Source organism: Lacticaseibacillus saniviri JCM 17471 = DSM 24301, assembly GCF_001311785.1.
Lineage (GTDB): Bacteria > Bacillota > Bacilli > Lactobacillales > Lactobacillaceae > Lacticaseibacillus > Lacticaseibacillus saniviri.
Genome location: NZ_BBBX01000001.1, coordinates 1 through 16084 on the forward strand (window position 1 = coordinate 1; position 16084 = coordinate 16084).

Genomic DNA, 16084 nt, shown 5'->3' on the forward strand with positions numbered 1-16084 from the left:
CAATTCAAGTATTTAAAAAAACGATAACGTTGTCACTATTAAGCGTTTCAGGTGGCTGAAAAGTATTCTCGAGGTTGGATTTCAGTGAGGGCACATGCTCATCGATACATTCCTGCCAAAATTTGACATGCTGGATATCAACCGGATTGGAACTTGTTGTGACATCGGGCGCCATGGCGGTTTGATTTGAATACCAACATAGGTAGAAGCGACCGGCGAAATTGATGGAGAAGATATGTTCCAGTTGCATGTGCTCTGGAATCAGAGTCGCATCAACTTCAGCTTGGTGTGACCGCAGATACTGCATCCACTCTTTGGCGCGATCTATTTTGTCTGGGTAGACCGCAAACCCTTCAAGATCGATCAACATGGCTATCTTCTTTCTTTGATTTGAAAAGCTTGATACAGCAAGCGGCGATGGTTTCGCACTTGAATCTCGCGATTATTGGGCACAAAACTCGCCTGATAAGCTGCCAGCTGTTGTGGGCTCACAGTGAGTTTTTTATCATCAATCAAATACCATTGAACGCCTTCGGTCAGTGGTGGGGTGGTCAACGAACCGATGTAGTGATACAGGTAGCCGTGACTGGGTAATAAAGTCGTCAGTTCGAGTTCAATGGCCGTCGTGTGCCGCCGTTCAAAATGATTGAGAACTGACTGGAATGTCGCATTCGCCTTGCCCAAATAAATGGGCAAACCAATCACAGCGAGACCACCGACAGCTGATTGATGAACCAGATGCAGTTCAGCGACTACATCACTATTCACAAAGTGTTCTGCTGGGGCGTGAAAATGGGCTTGCTGAAACTGAAATGGTTGCGCATCAATTATGGTTTGACCGATGCCGTTCAGGCGGATGCAGGTCGCATCGTCAATTTCTTGATTAATGCGCCAGGGCTGCGTGATGGCCAGTTCGATGGCGTCAGCAGGAATGGCATCCGTGAGTGCAATCGGTGATTGTTGCTGACCGAAGTCATTAGGCCAGATGTTTTGGTGTTGATAGTCGAGTTCAGGCATCGCTAATCCCTCCAATGTGTCAATTGTTTTCATTATTCACACACGTGGCGGCTGGTGCAAGATTTATGATTAGTGGTGCAGCAACCTTTGTTTCTGCTGGATGAACTCATCATGTGACAGTATGTGATCATTTTCCAACTGTTTCAGTTTGCGTAATTCATCCGCTATCCCAATTGGTGAGGTTGTAGTGGTATCATCAGCGAGGTAGGTCGTAATGGCACTGGTTAAGGCACTGATGATGCCAATGCCATTGACCATTAAGACAACGGCGGCGATGCGGCCCAACACCGTGTGCGGGGAGATGTCGCCATAGCCCACAGTCGTTGCGGTAACGACAGCCCACCACAGCGCATCGGCGTATCCCACATTCTCGGTCAATGAATACACGGCAGCTGAAACCAGGATTAAAACAGCCGATAACCACAGGTAGTAGATCAATCCTCCCTTGTGGAGAATCTTGTCCGCTTTTTCTGGAAAATACTGATGATACCCACGAGATGGGTTAAGCGCAGTAATTTGGTTAACCGGACCAAGCGAAAGGCTCGCCCAAAACGGAAGAAAGCGAACATGGCGCTGAACGGAATGATGGCCAGTAAATCTAGCAAGTTGTGGGTGAAGAAGGTCCACTTATTGCTTGCCCGAAAGAATCGCGTGAAATAATCGACGGCAAAAATAATCAGGATGCCGAAGTCAATTTCAGCATATGGGGCTTTGGCCAAACTAATTTTGTTCAGATAATCGAGAATAACAAGTGCAATCGAGATGATAGCAAGCAAAGCAAAGACGACATTATAGTAGCGGGTGAGTTTTGGCAGGTGACGTTTCATGGCAGTTCGCATCCTCGGTTCGGCATTAGTTGGATGGCGATCGTTAAAATTTCTCTGATTTTTGTTCGATATTTCGCCTAGGCACCGACAATGTGGTATCTTGAGTATCAAGCAAAACAATTATCGTTGAATATTAAAGGAGTCGCCATCTTGAAATTATCATTAATCAAATTACCCGCCTTGTACAGTATCTTTTTCATTTTTTATCGCGCATTGGAATTAATTGGGGCGCTGGTCATGAACCTCAAAGCGTTCAGTTTACCAGCGGTTGGTGCGACTTTGATGCAGTGGGAGAGTTACTTGTGGTACATTGCCGCATTCGGGATTATCTTGCATTTGATTTCAGTTGCCCGCAGCCTCAATGACAATAATCGCATTGCTTACGGGAATACATTGGGTATTTGTGCTTTTATTGCCGACATTCTGATTCCAAACTACAGCATCTTCGCCCTGATTGGGCATGTCTTTGCGACACGTTTGATTTTGACAGGGGCCAATAATACGATTGAACCTGTCTCAGAGGGGAGCGGCCGCCATGCACTTTAAACGCAACAAAGAACCAGAAGCACCACGGAGCAAAGACTATGATTTTGCGGAAATGGTCAAGGCGGCAAGAGAACAGCCAAAACAGTTCAGTCGCCTGCAGAAAGCTTTTGACAAACTCAAAAAGAAGCCCAAGGGTAAGTCACTTTAATTTACCTAGGAAGGTTTTCAGGCCTATAATGAAGCCACTTACATGAAGGGTGGTTATCTGATGGCAGATGTTTTAATTTCAACAACCGAAAATATTCCGGGACATGATTATGAAGTGATTGGTGAAGTGTTTGGACTCACCACACAATCCAAGAACATGTTCAGTGACATTGGTGCGAGTCTGAAAAACATTGTCGGTGGGGAGATCAAGGCCTACACAGACATGTTACGCGAATCGCGGGAAACCGCCATTCAACGGCTCAAGGATGAAGCAACAAGCAAGGGCGCTGATGCCGTCGTGATGATGCGGTTTGATTCCGGCTCTATCGGCCAGGACATGCAGTCAGTGGTCGCATACGGAACAGCGGTCAAGTTCAAGTAAAAAGGAGTGTGTGACAAAAGACGCTTTGAGAATGAGGATTAACAAGGATTGATGTTAAAGCCAGAACTTAGGCTTTGAATCAATTCAGGTTAACCGGAATTCTCAGTCTTTTGGAACATGATTAATCTATTTGTTCGGGCATTAAAACAGGGGGGAAGTGACAAAATGCAGTTTTGTCACTTCCCCCCTGTTTTGGCATTTATTCATCTAGTGGTAGCACTTGGGCCAAGACCTGATAGAGCAATGCTTCCGAGTATTCACGCTGCTCGGCCAGAATATAGTTGAGTTGATCCTCAAATGTGGCCTCAGGGACTGCTTTTTGCCAAGCAGCCAGACGTGCGCCAACTTGGTCTTCCGTGAATTCAGAAGAGACGACGGTTTCACTGGTTGTGGCAATCAGTTCGCGCAATTGTTCATTTGTGAGTGTCATGTGACTCACCTCCTATGTAAAATGCAATGATTAGCTGAATCAGACTTTCATCAAGCGCTGGAATAAGCTATCATATTGAGGGTGACAGAGAATGCAAAGTAATTGGTTTTTATCAGATACAACGGAAAATTTAGCGCGGGCGTTACTGGGTAAAGTCCTGACCGTCGATGGTATTGGTGGCTATATCGTTGAAACTGAGGCGTACCTGGGTCAAGTTGATGAGGCGGCACATGTCTTTGGTGACAAGCTGACCCCCAGAACGCGTGCTTTGTATGCCGATCCTGGGACAATCTATGTCTATCAGATGCGGCAATACAGCTTGCTCAATGTTAGCACACAAGCCAAAGGAACGCCGCAGGGAATTCTGATTCGCGCCATTGAACCAGCATTTGGGATTGCGACCATGCAGGAACGGCGGCAGCAACCCGTGACCAATTTAACTAATGGTCCTGGTAAATTAGCCCAAGCTCTGGCGATTACAGTTGCTGACACTGGTGGCATGATTAATCAAGACCGAATTCAGATTCATGAAACAGGGGCCAAGAAGGTGGCTAAAATCATGACGTCACCACGTATCGGTGTGCCTAACAAGGGCGAATGGACCGAGGCCCCACTGCGCTATTACGTCGCGGGCAATCCAGACGTATCCGCCATTAAAAAACAAACAATCACAACAACGAGAGGTTGGTTAACATGACCACACAACAAAATTTATTAGATTACATTGGCGACAAGATGGACGGTTTGAGTTTCGACGGGGACTTGGATCTCAACTGGGATAAAGAAGCCCACGTTTTTGAACTCGAAATCACCATGTATGTTGAAGCACCAGGCAGTTTTGAAGTTGAAGACCAAGATGGCCAATCCATCGAAGAAGGCGAAGTCGACTATTCAGACGCGATTTTGTTCTATGACAAGACACGCATGAACGGTGCCGACTATCAGGACAATTATCTGGCTATCTTTGGCTTTGACGGCAAGAAGGGGATGCCACAAGCGACCCTTGATGCGCTGTTTATCTACCTTCAAAAGTTACTTGATGACGGTCAAAGCGATCTGTTCGACTTTGTGGACGGCACAAGCAAAGAAGATACCTTCGAATTAAATTTCGATGGGCCTAAGTACGAAGCTATTTTGGCCGAACAACCTGCCAGCGCACAAGCCAACAATGTGCCATACCCTAAGTATTAAGGAGCCCGCTCATGCAATGGATTTCAGTGACGGTCGACACGACCACAGAAGCCGTTGAGGCGGTTAGCAACTTATTAATGGAAACAGGAGCGGAAGGTGTCAAGATTGATGATGCCGCAGATTTTGCCCACGAAACCATCAGCGATACCGGTGTATGGCTCGATCCTGACAGTTTTAAGCATCAGGAAAATGGCGCACAGGTGACCGCTTATTTCAGTGAACAAGTCAATGTGCCAGAGTTACTCCCTGAATTAACGCATCGCGTGCACCAGCTGAGTGAATTCGGTCTTGATCCAGGTGCCGGTACCGTGAAAATGGCGGCCGTGGATGAGAAGGACTGGGCCAACACCTGGAAAAAGTATTATCATCCCGTGCGGTTGAGCCGCTATCTGACCATCGTGCCTAGCTGGGAAGATTACCAGGTTGAACAGCAAAATGAACAGGTCATTCGTTTAGATCCCGGTCAGGCCTTTGGGACAGGGACACATCCAACCACACAACTGATGCTGGGTGCGCTTGAAACTTTGATGCGTGGCGGCGAAGAAGTCATCGATGTCGGCACCGGGTCCGGTGTTCTGGCAATCGCGGCGGAATTACTCGGTGCAGATCACATTCTCGCGACCGATGTCGACCAAGTCGCGGTGGACAATGCGCAGAGCAATTTGGCGCTGAATCCCGTGACCCATATCGACGTTATCGCTAACGACCTGTTGACGGGGATTGAGGCCCAAGCCGATCTTGTCTTAGCGAATATCTTGGCTGAAGTTTTATTACCACTGATTCCACAGGTACCAGCAGTCCTGAAGCCTAAAGGGCAACTCGTCTTATCAGGCATCTATTACGACAAGGCAGACGTGATCAAGCAAGCGTTAATCGACAATGGTTTAGCAGTCACGCAAATGCGCACGCTAGGCGACTGGGTGGCTTATGTCGCACAACGACCTGGAGCGGATGAATCATGAATCGGTATTTCACAACGGACGCTGTCACGCTAGGTGAGACGTTGCAGCTGGATAAAACCATTGCTCACCACGCCATTAAGGTATTGCGCCAACAAGCCGGTGATCAATTTGAGTTGGTCGATGCCAATCACCGCGCTTTTTGGTGACAATCACGACCACTGAGCCACTTACGGTTGCAGTTGACCAGGACATTACCAAGCCGGTTGAGCTGCCCATTGATGTCCACATTATCTGTGGTGTGCCTAAGAGTGATAAAGCCGAATTAATCGTCCAAAAAGCGACAGAATTGGGCGTGGCTCACATCAGCTTCTTCAATAGTCAATGGGCCACGGCCAAATGGCAGCAGCCACGAGTTGCTAAGAAACTCGCTCGATTGCAGTCAATTGCACAAGGAGCGGCGGAACAGAGTCACCGCAACCGCATTCCGCAGGTCGACTTGCTCTCGTGGCAAGAGGTACAGCAGCAATCGGCTGACTTATTGACTGTGGCATATGAAGAATCGGCCAAACAGGGTGAGGCAAAAGCTTTGATTCAAGGCTTACAGCAACATCCAAAGTCACTCGTCACGGTCTTTGGCCCTGAGGGGGGTCTAGCACCTGCTGAAGTGACACAATTAACGGCGGGCGGTTACATCACAGTTGGTCTCGGGCCTCGAATTTTGAGAACCGAAACGGCACCACTTTACTTACTGAGTGCGGTATCGGCATTCACTGAATTAGGAGGCTTTTATGCGTAAAATAGTCACACAACCATCAGCAATTATCGTTTATATCAGCGCCATCTGTGTTTTCCTGGTACCTTTCTTGTTTCGAATCGTTGGCGCAAGCAGTGTCTTTCGCCTTGTGATCAGTTTCTTCGTCATTAATTTGATTCTCGCCTGGGCAATTGGGCGCATGATGCGCAAATATCAATTGCGTTGGTGGGTCAGTTTGATCATGCCCATTCTTTTGCGGTCAATGTTTGGCTTCAATATGCGCCTTATAATTACTGGTTGGTGCCCATCTATTTAGTTGTCACTTGGCTGGTGTTACTCAAAGACTAGCTTTTTGGTTAAGAATTAGTATAATCTAACTTAAACACGGACACGCTGAAGCACGCAGAATGACTGTCGTGCTTTTCTTGTATCAGAAGGGTTGAGAAAATATGGCAGAAGAAATCGAATTAACACAAGCCGATGTCGTTGCTCTTTGTCAGGAATATATGAACCCTGAACATTTGGCCTTCGTACAAAAAGCTTATGATTTTGCGGCTTATGTTCATAAGGAACAGGTCCGCAAATCAGGCGAACCTTACATCATTCATCCGATCCAAGTTGCGGGTATCTTGGCGGAACTTAAAATGGATCCTGAAACAGTGGCATCGGGCTATCTGCACGATGTGGTTGAAGATACCAATATTACGCTGGGTGATATTCAGGAACTCTTTGGTCGCGATGTGGCGATTATCGTTGACGGCTTAACCAAGCTGAGCAAAGTGACCTATGTGGCGCACAAGGACGAACTGGCCGAGAATCACCGCAAGATGTTGCTCGCGATGGCCAAGGATTTGCGGGTGATTATGGTCAAATTGGCCGATCGCTTGCACAACATGCGGACCTTAATGCATTTGCGGCCCGATAAACAGCGGCGCATTGCCAATGAAACCCTCGAAATTTATGCGCCCCTGGCTGATCGCTTAGGGATTAGCACAATCAAGTGGGAGCTGGAAGATCTCTCCCTGCGTTATTTGAATCCACAACAGTACTATCGCATTGCCCAGTTGATGAACAGCAAGCGGACCGAGCGGGAAGCTTACATTCAAGCTGCGATTGACGATATTGACCGCGCGTTGGATGGGCTGAACATTCAATACGAAATCTATGGTCGGCCAAAGCATATCTATTCTATCTATAAAAAGATGCGCGATAAGCACAAGCAGTTTGACGAGTTATACGACTTGCTAGCGATTCGGGTCATTACCGAATCGATTAAGGACTGTTACGCTGTTCTGGGGGCGATTCATACCCAATGGAAACCAATGCCAGGTCGCTTCAAGGACTATATCGCGATGCCAAAGGCGAACTTGTACCAAAGTATTCATACCACGGTAATTGGTCCCAAGGGCAAACCACTCGAAGTGCAGATCCGGACCGAAGAGATGCACCACGTGGCTGAATATGGGGTTGCGGCGCACTGGGCCTACAAAGAAGGGCAAACCAGTGAGGTCCAACTCGATCAAGCCGGTCAAAAGCTCGACTTGTTCCGCGAAATCCTTGAAATTCAGGATGAGAGTGCGGATGCGGCTGACTTCATGGAAAGTGTCAAGGGTGACATCTTCTCCGATCGCGTCTATGTGTTCACGCCAAAGGGTGATGTGTATGAGCTCTCAAAGGGCAGTACCCCACTGGATTTTGCCTACTTGGTGCACACAGAAGTCGGGAATCACTCCGTTGGGGCAAAGATCAATGGCAAAATTGTGCCACTGAATTACCAATTGAAGAACGGTGATATCGTTGAAATGCTGACATCCAGCAGCTCAACACCGAGCCGCGATTGGGTCAACTTGGTCTTCACTTCGCGGGCACGAAACAAGATTAAGCGGTACTTCAAGCTTGAAGACAAGGAGATCAACGCTGAAAAGGGCCGCGATATGTTGGAACACCAGCTGCAAGAGCTGGGCTTCAACCCCAAAGAATTCATGTCGAAGGAACCGATGGCTGATCTGCTCAACCGCATGAATTTCACCACCGAAAATGAATTACTGAGTGCAATTGGTTACGGCGAATACACCTCGTTGGTTGTGGCCAATCGCTTGACCGAAAAATACCGGAAACAAAAGGCGTTGGACGATCAAAAAGCACGTGAAAAAGAAATCCTCGATCAAAATAAGAAAGTCACGACGGTTTCAAAAGAGAAGACGAATACTTCTTCCGGGAGTGGCGATGGCGTGCTGATCGAAGGGGTCGACAATTTGCTGGTGCACCTGGCCAAGTGCTGTATGCCTGTGCCCGGTGACGTCATTGTCGGTTATGTCACGAAAGGTCGCGGGGTGACTGTGCATCGTAGCGATTGTCCAAATGTGGCCAACTCAACTGAAATGGCTGGTCGTTTGATCGACGTTGCCTGGGAGAATCCAGACAACCAAAAGCAACTGTACAATGCCGATTTGGAAATTTATGGCTACAACCGCAGTGGCTTGTTGAACGATGTCTTGCAGGCATTGAATGCCCAAACCAAGAATCTCAACAACGTGAACGGTCGGGTCGATCACGACAAGATGGCTGATATTCACGTCACGGTCGGTGTTCGCAACTTGGCCCACCTGGACAAGTTGATGGATTCGGTCAAAAACATTCCTGATATCTATGAAGTGAAGCGCGATAACGGCTAAGTAATTGCGCACAAAAAGAAGGCTGGGTGACCTATTGTGGGTGTCCCAGCCTTCTTTGTCATTGTTGTTCTTTTTGTTTATACTGGTTTACTAGACGGAAAACTATGTTGAAATGAGGAAGTTAATTATGCGAGTTGTTGTCCAGCGTGTCTCAGAGGCGGCTGTCAAAATTGATCAAGAAACTGTGGGTGAAATCAAGCAGGGATTCATGTTGCTGGTGGGCGTCGGACCTGATGACACCATGACCGATGTGAATTACTTGGTGCGCAAGATTACAAACCTGCGTGTGTTCAGTGATGAAGCCGGCAAAATGAATCTCAGTCTGCGTGACATCGATGGCGCCATCTTGTCGATTTCACAGTTCACTTTATTTGCGGACACCAAGAAGGGGAATCGGCCTAGTTTCACGGCTGCGGCGAAACCCGACCTCGGTCAACAACTGTATGATGCGTTCAATCAAGCGTTGGCGGCCGAGGGCATCACCGTTGAAACCGGTGAATTTGGTGCTGACATGAAGGTGAGCCTGATTAATGACGGCCCAGTCACAATTCTTTTTGATACAGCAAAGGAAGGTTAGACATGCAAAACTTTATTTGGGATTTTGATGGGACGCTGTATGACACCTATCCGGGCATGATGGCTGCCCTAGTGCAGGTGGCGCAAGAAAACGGTGCGGCTATCGATTCGGCAAAGACCCTGGTGGCCATCAAGGCTGGCTCGATCAAGGACTGGCTACAAACCTTCGCAGCTGAACGCGGGCTCGATTACGCCACACTGGACAAACGATTCCATGATCTTGAGGCGACAAAGCTGGGTATGGCCAAACCTTATCCGCAAACGGCTGCGCTTCTCCAACAGATTCACGAGCCGGTGGCAATAATCTCTTGATGACACATCGGGATAAGAGTGCCTGGACCTTGCTTGATCGCGACGGATTTGCGGATTGGTTCTTGGGTGGGGTGACGACTGAGTTACACCTCAAGCGCAAACCAGACCCTGAGGCCATCAACTATCTACTCATGCGATATCAATTGAATCCTGAAGTGACGGTTATGGTCGGTGACCGCCGACTCGATATTGTGGCAGGACAAAATGCTCACGTGCACACGGCCTACTTTACGTCGATGGATTAAACGATGCTCCGATGGCGGATTGGCAAGTTGATCACTTGCAGGATTTAGCCAAGCTGATCAAAGCATAAATGGCGCTTTGAGCGTGTGCATTTGAACTCGCAATTTCTGCGCACATCGCTCTTGTTAATCAATACGTGCTGCCGTTTGAAACCACAAACGAGCCTGTGCCAATCCCAACAGGGGGAATGACACAGGCTCGTTTTCATATTACTTATCTTTGAAGTAGTTACTCAAGCCCTTCGCGACACGATCCGCCACTTCTTCTTGGTATTGTGGGGAGCTGATTGACTTGAAGTCCTTACTGTTGTTGATGTAACCCATCTCTAACAGCACGGACGGTTGTGTGTTTTCACGTAAGACTTCAAAGTTACCAAATGCAACCCCGCGATCATCCAGTGGCAAGCCCTTAAGAGAAGCGCTGAGGTCCGAGGCTAACTGATAGTCTTTGCTGTTATCATAATAATACGTGGTAAAACCAGTTGCGCTGTTGGCTTCTGGACTCGAATCAAAGTGAATACTGATAAAGGCATCCGCATGAGCTTTAGCCGCCTTAATGGGGCGAGAGGCTAAATCAACGAATGTATCCGTGCTTCGGGTGAAAATCACATTGGCGCCAGCGTCCTTTAACTTGGCCGCGATGCGTTGTGCCGTTGCTAACGTATACGTTTTTTCATACTTGCCACTCTGAGAGAGTGCGCCGACATCGGTGCCGCCGTGACCAGGATCGAGCACGATGGTCGCTTCAGATAACTTGGTTGCGGCCTTGGCTTTGGCGGAATTAGGGGTATCGGCGGTCCAACTTGCCACGTAACCGACCTTATCATCGGCGGTTTGAACCCGATACCAATCATTGCTCTGGCTCAATACGGTTAACTTGGTGCCTTTTTTGACCTGCGTGATGACCTTTGCATTCATCCCAGCCGCTTCCCGCACATTTGTATCGATACGCGTGGTCACCAGAATGGCATTCTTTGGTTTAGGATCGGCCTTGATTGCAATCTGTGTGGCGGGGGTCAGCGTCACCGTTTGGTCGGAGACTTTTAATGTATTGCTCTTCACCCAGACAGCTTGGTGATTGTAGTTGAGTTGGCTCCAATCGCCATCTTGATAGATGACATTCGCCGTGGCACCGCTCTCGAGGGTCCCGATGACCTGGGACTTGGCATCCGCGTACGCGTAAATTGATGCTTGTTTTGTCACCGTCGCGATTTTGGCAGAGGTCGTGCTGGCGTCATTGTGATCGATTAACCAACTGGGGACCCAGCCAATTTGGTTACTGGCCAAACGCACCTTGTACCACGCGTTGCGATGACCGATGACATCGAGTGCGGTGCCTTGCTTAACTTCGCCCATGGCGGCATAAGTCAGCCCAGGTCCCATGCGTACCGTCACGGTATCAGCCTTGACGGTGATTTCGTTATTGGCCGCAAAAACACTGGTCGAGACGGCAGCTAGGCCGAAGGTTAGACTGAGAGCGCCAATCAACGCCCATTTTTTAATTGAAATTGTTTTGGCATAAAATGGTCTTCCTGTTCGTGACATCGGGGGATGCCAATTTTAGTCGGGCGCACTAATGCGCTCACATGCTGGTTCCATTATAGCAAATTGCCGCTAAAAGTGAGCAATAAACACCCCAATTTCGTTTGTGCGGTTATTGACAACCCCAAAACAAACCCTTATTCTTAGGTAAAACATCCAGTGCCAGTGAGAAAGCAGGATAGATCGTCATGCAGCGATTCGGGGAGAGTGTGAGCCCGATAGAGATCGAAAAGACACTTTTGAGGCAGATCGGCTTACCACCGTTATCGGTTTGAGTAAAACAGTAAGGTGGTACCGTGCATTGCACCCTTCGTTCATATTTGAGCGAGGGGTGTTTTTTACTGGAGAAATTGGAGGAAACCATATGTATCAACGACCAAAGGGCACTGCAGATATTTTACCGGCTCAAAGTGGCCAGTGGCAAAAGATTGAAGCCACCGCGCGCCAGGTATTCAGTCGCTACCAGTATCAAGAAATTCGTACCCCGATTTTTGAAAATTACGAGGTTTTTGCCCGCAGTGCGGGGGATACCAGCGATATCGTGACTAAGGAAATGTATACGTTTGAAGACAAGGGTAAGCGCATGATGGCACTGCGGCCAGAAGGCACTGCCGGTGTTGTTCGGGCCTACGTGGAAAACAAACTCTATGGGCCTGAATTCACCAAGCCATATAAGGTCTACTACATGGGACCAATGTTCCGTTATGAACGGCCACAATCAGGCCGTCAGCGCCAATTCCACCAAATTGGGGTAGAAGCATTCGGGTCTGAGTCACCAGCTTTAGACGCCGAAACAATCGCTATGGCGGAGGATTTGCTGACCCAATTGGGTGCGCGCAACGTCAAGGTGGTTATCAATACGCTGGGCGATCCAGAATCTCGCGAAGCCTATCATGCCGCCCTGATTGCTTATTTGACACCATTTAAGGATGAACTATCTGAAGACTCAAAAATCCGACTGGAAAAGAATCCATTGCGGATCTTGGACAGTAAGGACAAGCATGACCAAGAAATCGTCGCCAATGCGCCACAAATTCTGGATTTCTTATCAGAAGCTGCCAGTGCGCACTTTGAGGCCGTGAAGACTTATCTGACTGACTTACATATTCCTTTTGAAGTGGATGCCACCATGGTCCGTGGGTTGGATTATTACAACCACACCATTTTTGAAGTGATGAGTGATGACCCTGCCTTTGGCGGTGGGTTCACCACAATTCTGGCCGGTGGGCGCTATAACGGGCTGGTTGAAGAACTCGGTGGGCCAGCCACACCTGGCGTTGGTTTCGGGATGGGTGTTGAACGCCTGTTGCTGTTGATGCAAGACACTGTTGTTGCCCCCGTATTACCAGCCTACATCGTGACGATTGATGACAGTGCCATTCCAACAGCGCTGCAATTAGCCACAGCGATTCGGCGCAGTGGGTACGGTGTCGACCTCGATTACATGGGCAAGAAGGCAAAGGGGCAATTCAAGGCGGCTAATAAGGCCAATGCTCAGTTAGTCTTAACGCTCGGCGAAAGCGAACTCGAGACAAAGACAGCACAGGTCAAGAACATGGCCTCTGGTGAACAAGTGGGTGTCAGTTTTGATCGCTTGATGAGTGATTTTGAGACCGTGTATCACGAATTAATGGGAGGAGAACAATAATATGAGTAAACGCACAATGTATGCGGGCGATGTCACCCGTGATCAATTGGATCAAACTGTGACATTAAAGGGCTGGGTCCAAAAACGCCGCAGCTTAGGGAACTTAATCTTCATCGATCTCCGCGATCGTGAAGGTATTGTTCAATTAGTCTTTTCAACGGAATTTGGTGCCGATGCGTTGGCCGTTGCTGACACTTTGCGGGCCGAATACGTGATTGAAGCGACAGGGGTGGTCAAGGCACGTGATGCTGCCGCTGTGAACAAGAAGATGAAAACCGGTGAGATCGAAGTTGAAGTCTCCGACCTGACAATTTTGAACAAGTCAAAGACACCACCATTCTATATTGAAGACGGTGTGGCTGTTTCTGAAGAGACTAAGTTGAAGTATCGCTACCTCGACTTACGCCGTCCAGAGATGCAACAAGCATTGATTAAGCGTGCCAAAATCATGCAAAGTGCGCACCGCTATCTCGATCAAGAGGGCTTTATTGATATTGAAACCCCAACCTTGACCGCCAGCACACCTGAAGGCGCCCGTGACTACTTGGTACCTTCACGGATCTATCCAGGTAGCTTCTATGCTTTGCCACAATCACCACAACTGTTCAAACAGTTGTTGATGGGCGCCGGCTTTGATCGGTACTACCAAATCGCGCGTTGTTTCCGTGACGAAGATCTGCGTGGCGATCGTCAACCTGAATTCACCCAAATCGATTTGAAACCAGCTTCTTAACCGCTGAAGAAATCCAAGATATCATGGAAGGCCTTGTTGCTAAAATCATGCACGATGTTCAAGGCGTTGATGTGCAACTCCCATTCCCACGCATGGAATGGCAAGAAGCCATGGATCGTTTTGGCTCCGATAAGCCAGACTTACGCTTTGATATGGAAATCCAAGATGTTTCTGACCTGGTCAAAGACTCTGCCTTTAAGGTCTTTGCTGGCGCGGTTGCTAATGGCGGCCAAGTGCGCGCATTGGTTGTTCCTGGTGGCGCAGAAGCTTATTCACGTAAGAAGATTGATGAACAACAGGAATACATCAAGCGCTTCGGTGCTAAGGGACTCGCTTGGCTCAAAGTCACTGACGATGGCGTGAGTGGCCCAATTGCCAAATTCTTTGAAGATGATACCTTGGTCAAGGCGCTCGATGCCAAGGCCGGCGACTTACTGGTCTTTGTTGCCGATCAACCCCATGTGGTTGCCGATAGTCTGGGTTACCTGCGGACGCACTTTGCTCACGACTTAGGCTTAATTGACGAAAACAGCTACAAGTTTGTCTGGATCGTGAACTGGCCATTATTTGAATATGATGAAGGGATTGAACGCTGGGTTTCAGCGCACCACCCATTCACCATGCCTAATGAGGAAGATGTGGCATTGCTCGACACCGATCCACACAAGGCTCACGCCCAAAGTTATGACTTGGTCTTGAACGGCTACGAATTGGGTAGTGGTTCAATCCGGATCCATACACGTGAAATCCAAGAAAAGATGCTCAAGGCACTGGACTTCACCCCAGAACGTGCGCAAAAGGCGTTCGGATTCTTATTAGAAGCCTTAGACTACGGTTTTCCACCTCATGGCGGGATGGCAATCGGCTTAGATCGCTTGTCCATGTTGCTTGCCGGTAAGGATAACATTCGTGATGTCATTGCCTTTCCTAAGAACAGTAAGGCGAGTGAACCAATGACTAACGCGCCAACACCAGTCGCAACAGCCCAACTCGAAGAACTCGGGTTAGATGTCCGCGCTGATGAGGACCAGAATTAAGAAACAATTAAATTGTTTACAATCTAATTAGGGTGTAAACTAACGGAGAGGTGAGGAATATGCAAAAAGACAAAGAAGCACTCCGTCAACAGTTAACGCCTGAACAGTATGCGGTCACACAAGAAGCGGCCACCGAACGACCTTTCTCTGGTGAATATGATGATTTCGATCAACCAGGAATCTTCGTTGATGTGGTCAGTGGTGAACCACTCTTCTCATCACTCGACAAGTATGATGCGGGTTGTGGATGGCCATCATTCACAAAACCGATCGACAAACTCAAAGAACATCGCGACCAGAGTTTTGGTATGGAACGCGTAGAAGTGCGCAGTAAGGAAGCTGGTTCACACTTGGGACACGTCTTCACGGACGGTCCAGTAGCCGAGGGTGGCCTACGTTACTGCATCAATTCCGCAGCACTACGTTTCGTCCCAGCTGATCAATTAGAATCAGAAGGCTATGGTCAATACGCGGCATGGTTTAAATAATTGCGTTAAAGGGGGATTTTTCATGGCAGAAGCAACAGCAATTTTTGCAGGTGGCTGTTTTTGGTGCATGGTGAAGCCGTTCGATACTTTTCCTGGCATCAATAAGGTGATTTCTGGGTATACGGGTGGGCACGTGCCTAATCCAACCTATGAACAGGTCGCTAGTCACACGACGGGCCACACTGAGGCCGTTGAAATCAATTACGATCCTAGCCAAGTGAGTTACGCTGACTTGGTTGAGATTTACTGGCAACAGACAGATCCCACCGATGCAATGGGACAATTTCAAGATCGCGGCGACAACTATCGGCCGGTGATTTATTACCAGACCGAAGCTGAAAAAGCGATTGCGGAAGCTTCTCGCGCTAAGTTGGCTGCGAGTGGCCGATTCAAAGAACCCATTGTGACGACAATTGAACCCGCGCAACCATTCTATCCAGCAGAAGATTACCACCAGGACTTTTACAAGAAGAATCCTGAACGCTTCGAAATGGAAGAGATGGGTGGCCGCAGTCAATTTATTCGCGACAAGTGGCAACAATAAAATAGTTGAAGGCGTCAATGACAACACCCGCAAGGGGAAGTCATCGACGCCTTCTTTTTGTGTCCCAGGATTATTGTTATTTCTTTCATAG

General features: G+C 48.3%; 20 protein-coding genes and 2 pseudogenes. 16 read left to right on the forward strand and 6 right to left on the reverse strand.

All coding sequences use genetic code 11. The features are described from left to right. Window positions 1–4: 4 nt before the first annotated feature. The 4 genes from JCM17471_RS00005 to JCM17471_RS14645 form a co-directional block, all read right to left on the reverse strand. Window positions 5–370, reverse strand: a complete 366-nt coding sequence (locus tag JCM17471_RS00005; RefSeq protein WP_054776383.1) for a DUF6176 family protein — start codon at window positions 368–370, stop codon at window positions 5–7. A gap of 2 nt (window positions 371–372) precedes the next feature. Continuing rightward, window positions 373–1017: a carbonic anhydrase family protein gene (locus JCM17471_RS00010; RefSeq protein WP_054776384.1), complete on the reverse strand. Its 645-nt coding sequence runs from the start codon at window positions 1015–1017 to the stop codon at window positions 373–375. A gap of 69 nt (window positions 1018–1086) precedes the next feature. Continuing rightward, the gene (locus JCM17471_RS14640) at window positions 1087–1455 is read right to left on the reverse strand and encodes an ion channel (RefSeq protein WP_225354031.1); all 369 of its coding nucleotides are present in this window, start codon (window positions 1453–1455) and stop codon (window positions 1087–1089) included. Next, window positions 1452–1844: an ion transporter gene (locus tag JCM17471_RS14645; RefSeq protein ID WP_225354032.1), complete on the reverse strand. Its 393-nt coding sequence runs from the start codon at window positions 1842–1844 to the stop codon at window positions 1452–1454. Before JCM17471_RS14645 ends, JCM17471_RS14640 begins: the two co-directional genes overlap by 4 nt. Window positions 1845–1994: 150 nt before the next feature. Here JCM17471_RS14645 and JCM17471_RS00020 point away from each other — a divergent pair, with 150 nt between their 5' ends. From JCM17471_RS00020 to JCM17471_RS00025, 3 genes are read left to right on the forward strand one after another with little or no spacing between them, the layout of a single operon-like run. Next, on the forward strand, window positions 1995–2390 hold the full coding sequence (locus JCM17471_RS00020; protein WP_054776385.1) for a hypothetical protein: 396 nt from the start codon (window positions 1995–1997) through the stop codon (window positions 2388–2390). Continuing rightward, window positions 2380–2538: a hypothetical protein gene (locus JCM17471_RS13690; RefSeq protein WP_156321519.1), complete on the forward strand. Its 159-nt coding sequence runs from the start codon at window positions 2380–2382 to the stop codon at window positions 2536–2538. The genes JCM17471_RS00020 and JCM17471_RS13690 overlap by 11 nt, the downstream gene beginning before the upstream one ends. 60 nt (window positions 2539–2598) lie before the next feature. Continuing rightward, the gene (locus JCM17471_RS00025; RefSeq protein WP_054776557.1) at window positions 2599–2919 is read left to right on the forward strand and encodes a heavy metal-binding domain-containing protein; all 321 of its coding nucleotides are present in this window, start codon (window positions 2599–2601) and stop codon (window positions 2917–2919) included. Window positions 2920–3118: 199 nt separating this feature from the next. Here JCM17471_RS00025 and JCM17471_RS00030 read toward each other — a convergent pair whose 3' ends face one another. Continuing rightward, window positions 3119–3349, reverse strand: coding sequence for a hypothetical protein (locus JCM17471_RS00030; protein WP_054776386.1), 231 nt, complete (start codon window positions 3347–3349; stop codon window positions 3119–3121). 91 nt (window positions 3350–3440) lie between these two features. Between JCM17471_RS00030 and JCM17471_RS00035 the strand changes: the two genes are divergently transcribed. From JCM17471_RS00035 to JCM17471_RS15640, 9 genes and pseudogenes are all read left to right on the forward strand, one after another. Next, complete coding sequence (locus tag JCM17471_RS00035) at window positions 3441–4046, forward strand: DNA-3-methyladenine glycosylase (RefSeq protein ID WP_054776387.1); 606 nt, start codon at window positions 3441–3443, stop codon at window positions 4044–4046. Next, the gene (locus tag JCM17471_RS00040) at window positions 4043–4540 is read left to right on the forward strand and encodes a DUF3013 family protein (RefSeq protein ID WP_054776388.1); all 498 of its coding nucleotides are present in this window, start codon (window positions 4043–4045) and stop codon (window positions 4538–4540) included. Before JCM17471_RS00035 ends, JCM17471_RS00040 begins: the two co-directional genes overlap by 4 nt. A gap of 11 nt (window positions 4541–4551) precedes the next feature. Continuing rightward, window positions 4552–5502, forward strand: a complete 951-nt coding sequence (gene prmA / locus JCM17471_RS00045; RefSeq protein WP_054776389.1) for a 50S ribosomal protein L11 methyltransferase — start codon at window positions 4552–4554, stop codon at window positions 5500–5502. Then, window positions 5499–6238: pseudogene (locus JCM17471_RS00050) on the forward strand (RsmE family RNA methyltransferase). Before prmA ends, JCM17471_RS00050 begins: the two are co-directional and overlap by 4 nt. Next, window positions 6231–6512, forward strand: a complete 282-nt coding sequence (locus tag JCM17471_RS00055; RefSeq protein ID WP_054776390.1) for a hypothetical protein — start codon at window positions 6231–6233, stop codon at window positions 6510–6512. The pseudogene JCM17471_RS00050 and the gene JCM17471_RS00055 overlap by 8 nt, the downstream one beginning before the upstream one ends. 133 nt (window positions 6513–6645) lie before the next feature. Further along, window positions 6646–8871 (forward strand): RelA/SpoT family protein, encoded by a 2226-nt coding sequence (locus JCM17471_RS00060; RefSeq protein ID WP_054776391.1) that lies wholly within the window; start codon window positions 6646–6648, stop codon window positions 8869–8871. 127 nt (window positions 8872–8998) lie between these two features. Beyond that, the gene (gene dtd / locus JCM17471_RS00065) at window positions 8999–9448 is read left to right on the forward strand and encodes a D-aminoacyl-tRNA deacylase (RefSeq protein ID WP_054776392.1); all 450 of its coding nucleotides are present in this window, start codon (window positions 8999–9001) and stop codon (window positions 9446–9448) included. Window positions 9449–9450: 2 nt separating this feature from the next. Next, the gene (locus JCM17471_RS15635; RefSeq protein ID WP_156321520.1) at window positions 9451–9759 is read left to right on the forward strand and encodes an HAD family hydrolase; all 309 of its coding nucleotides are present in this window, start codon (window positions 9451–9453) and stop codon (window positions 9757–9759) included. Next, the gene (locus JCM17471_RS15640) at window positions 9759–10004 is read left to right on the forward strand and encodes an HAD hydrolase-like protein (RefSeq protein WP_263849364.1); all 246 of its coding nucleotides are present in this window, start codon (window positions 9759–9761) and stop codon (window positions 10002–10004) included. Before JCM17471_RS15635 ends, JCM17471_RS15640 begins: the two co-directional genes overlap by 1 nt. Before the next feature lie 207 nt (window positions 10005–10211). Here the strand turns inward: JCM17471_RS15640 and JCM17471_RS00075 are convergent, their stop codons facing one another. After that, the gene (locus tag JCM17471_RS00075; protein WP_054776393.1) at window positions 10212–11546 is read right to left on the reverse strand and encodes an N-acetylmuramoyl-L-alanine amidase family protein; all 1335 of its coding nucleotides are present in this window, start codon (window positions 11544–11546) and stop codon (window positions 10212–10214) included. A gap of 361 nt (window positions 11547–11907) precedes the next feature. Between JCM17471_RS00075 and hisS the strand changes: the two genes are divergently transcribed. The 4 genes and pseudogenes from hisS to msrA all read left to right on the forward strand — a co-directional run bounded on the left by hisS (window position 11908) and on the right by msrA (window position 15993). Next, the gene (gene hisS / locus JCM17471_RS00080) at window positions 11908–13191 is read left to right on the forward strand and encodes a histidine--tRNA ligase (protein ID WP_054776394.1); all 1284 of its coding nucleotides are present in this window, start codon (window positions 11908–11910) and stop codon (window positions 13189–13191) included. 1 nt (window position 13192) lies between these two features. Further along, window positions 13193–14961 (forward strand): annotated as a pseudogene (gene aspS / locus JCM17471_RS00085) (aspartate--tRNA ligase). 59 nt (window positions 14962–15020) lie between these two features. Then, window positions 15021–15449 (forward strand): peptide-methionine (R)-S-oxide reductase MsrB, encoded by a 429-nt coding sequence (gene msrB / locus JCM17471_RS00090; protein WP_054776395.1) that lies wholly within the window; start codon window positions 15021–15023, stop codon window positions 15447–15449. Between the two features lie 22 nt (window positions 15450–15471). Beyond that, window positions 15472–15993 carry a peptide-methionine (S)-S-oxide reductase MsrA gene (msrA, locus tag JCM17471_RS00095; RefSeq protein WP_054776396.1) on the forward strand — a complete coding sequence of 174 codons (522 nt, stop codon included), beginning with the start codon at window positions 15472–15474 and terminating at the stop codon, window positions 15991–15993. The last annotated feature ends 91 nt before the right edge of the window (window positions 15994–16084 follow it).

What these genes read in the sequence shown, in the direction of transcription:
- JCM17471_RS00005 (WP_054776383.1), bottom strand. Translation starts at nt 370, where the DNA reads ATGTTGATCGATCTTGAAGGGTTTGCGGTCTACCCAGACAAAATAGAT.
- JCM17471_RS00010 (WP_054776384.1), bottom strand. Translation starts at nt 1,017, where the DNA reads ATGCCTGAACTCGACTATCAACACCAAAACATCTGGCCTAATGACTTC.
- JCM17471_RS14645 (WP_225354032.1), bottom strand. Translation starts at nt 1,844, where the DNA reads ATGAAACGTCACCTGCCAAAACTCACCCGCTACTATAATGTCGTCTTT.
- JCM17471_RS13690 (WP_156321519.1), top strand. Translation starts at nt 2,380, where the DNA reads ATGCACTTTAAACGCAACAAAGAACCAGAAGCACCACGGAGCAAAGAC.
- JCM17471_RS00025 (WP_054776557.1), top strand. Translation starts at nt 2,599, where the DNA reads ATGGCAGATGTTTTAATTTCAACAACCGAAAATATTCCGGGACATGAT.
- JCM17471_RS00030 (WP_054776386.1), bottom strand. Translation starts at nt 3,349, where the DNA reads ATGACACTCACAAATGAACAATTGCGCGAACTGATTGCCACAACCAGT.
- JCM17471_RS00035 (WP_054776387.1), top strand. Translation starts at nt 3,441, where the DNA reads ATGCAAAGTAATTGGTTTTTATCAGATACAACGGAAAATTTAGCGCGG.
- JCM17471_RS00040 (WP_054776388.1), top strand. Translation starts at nt 4,043, where the DNA reads ATGACCACACAACAAAATTTATTAGATTACATTGGCGACAAGATGGAC.
- prmA (WP_054776389.1), top strand. Translation starts at nt 4,552, where the DNA reads ATGCAATGGATTTCAGTGACGGTCGACACGACCACAGAAGCCGTTGAG.
- JCM17471_RS00055 (WP_054776390.1), top strand. Translation starts at nt 6,231, where the DNA reads ATGCGTAAAATAGTCACACAACCATCAGCAATTATCGTTTATATCAGC.
- JCM17471_RS00060 (WP_054776391.1), top strand. Translation starts at nt 6,646, where the DNA reads ATGGCAGAAGAAATCGAATTAACACAAGCCGATGTCGTTGCTCTTTGT.
- dtd (WP_054776392.1), top strand. Translation starts at nt 8,999, where the DNA reads ATGCGAGTTGTTGTCCAGCGTGTCTCAGAGGCGGCTGTCAAAATTGAT.
- JCM17471_RS15635 (WP_156321520.1), top strand. Translation starts at nt 9,451, where the DNA reads ATGCAAAACTTTATTTGGGATTTTGATGGGACGCTGTATGACACCTAT.
- JCM17471_RS15640 (WP_263849364.1), top strand. Translation starts at nt 9,759, where the DNA reads ATGACACATCGGGATAAGAGTGCCTGGACCTTGCTTGATCGCGACGGA.
- JCM17471_RS00075 (WP_054776393.1), bottom strand. Translation starts at nt 11,546, where the DNA reads ATGTCACGAACAGGAAGACCATTTTATGCCAAAACAATTTCAATTAAA.
- hisS (WP_054776394.1), top strand. Translation starts at nt 11,908, where the DNA reads ATGTATCAACGACCAAAGGGCACTGCAGATATTTTACCGGCTCAAAGT.
- msrB (WP_054776395.1), top strand. Translation starts at nt 15,021, where the DNA reads ATGCAAAAAGACAAAGAAGCACTCCGTCAACAGTTAACGCCTGAACAG.
- msrA (WP_054776396.1), top strand. Translation starts at nt 15,472, where the DNA reads ATGGCAGAAGCAACAGCAATTTTTGCAGGTGGCTGTTTTTGGTGCATG.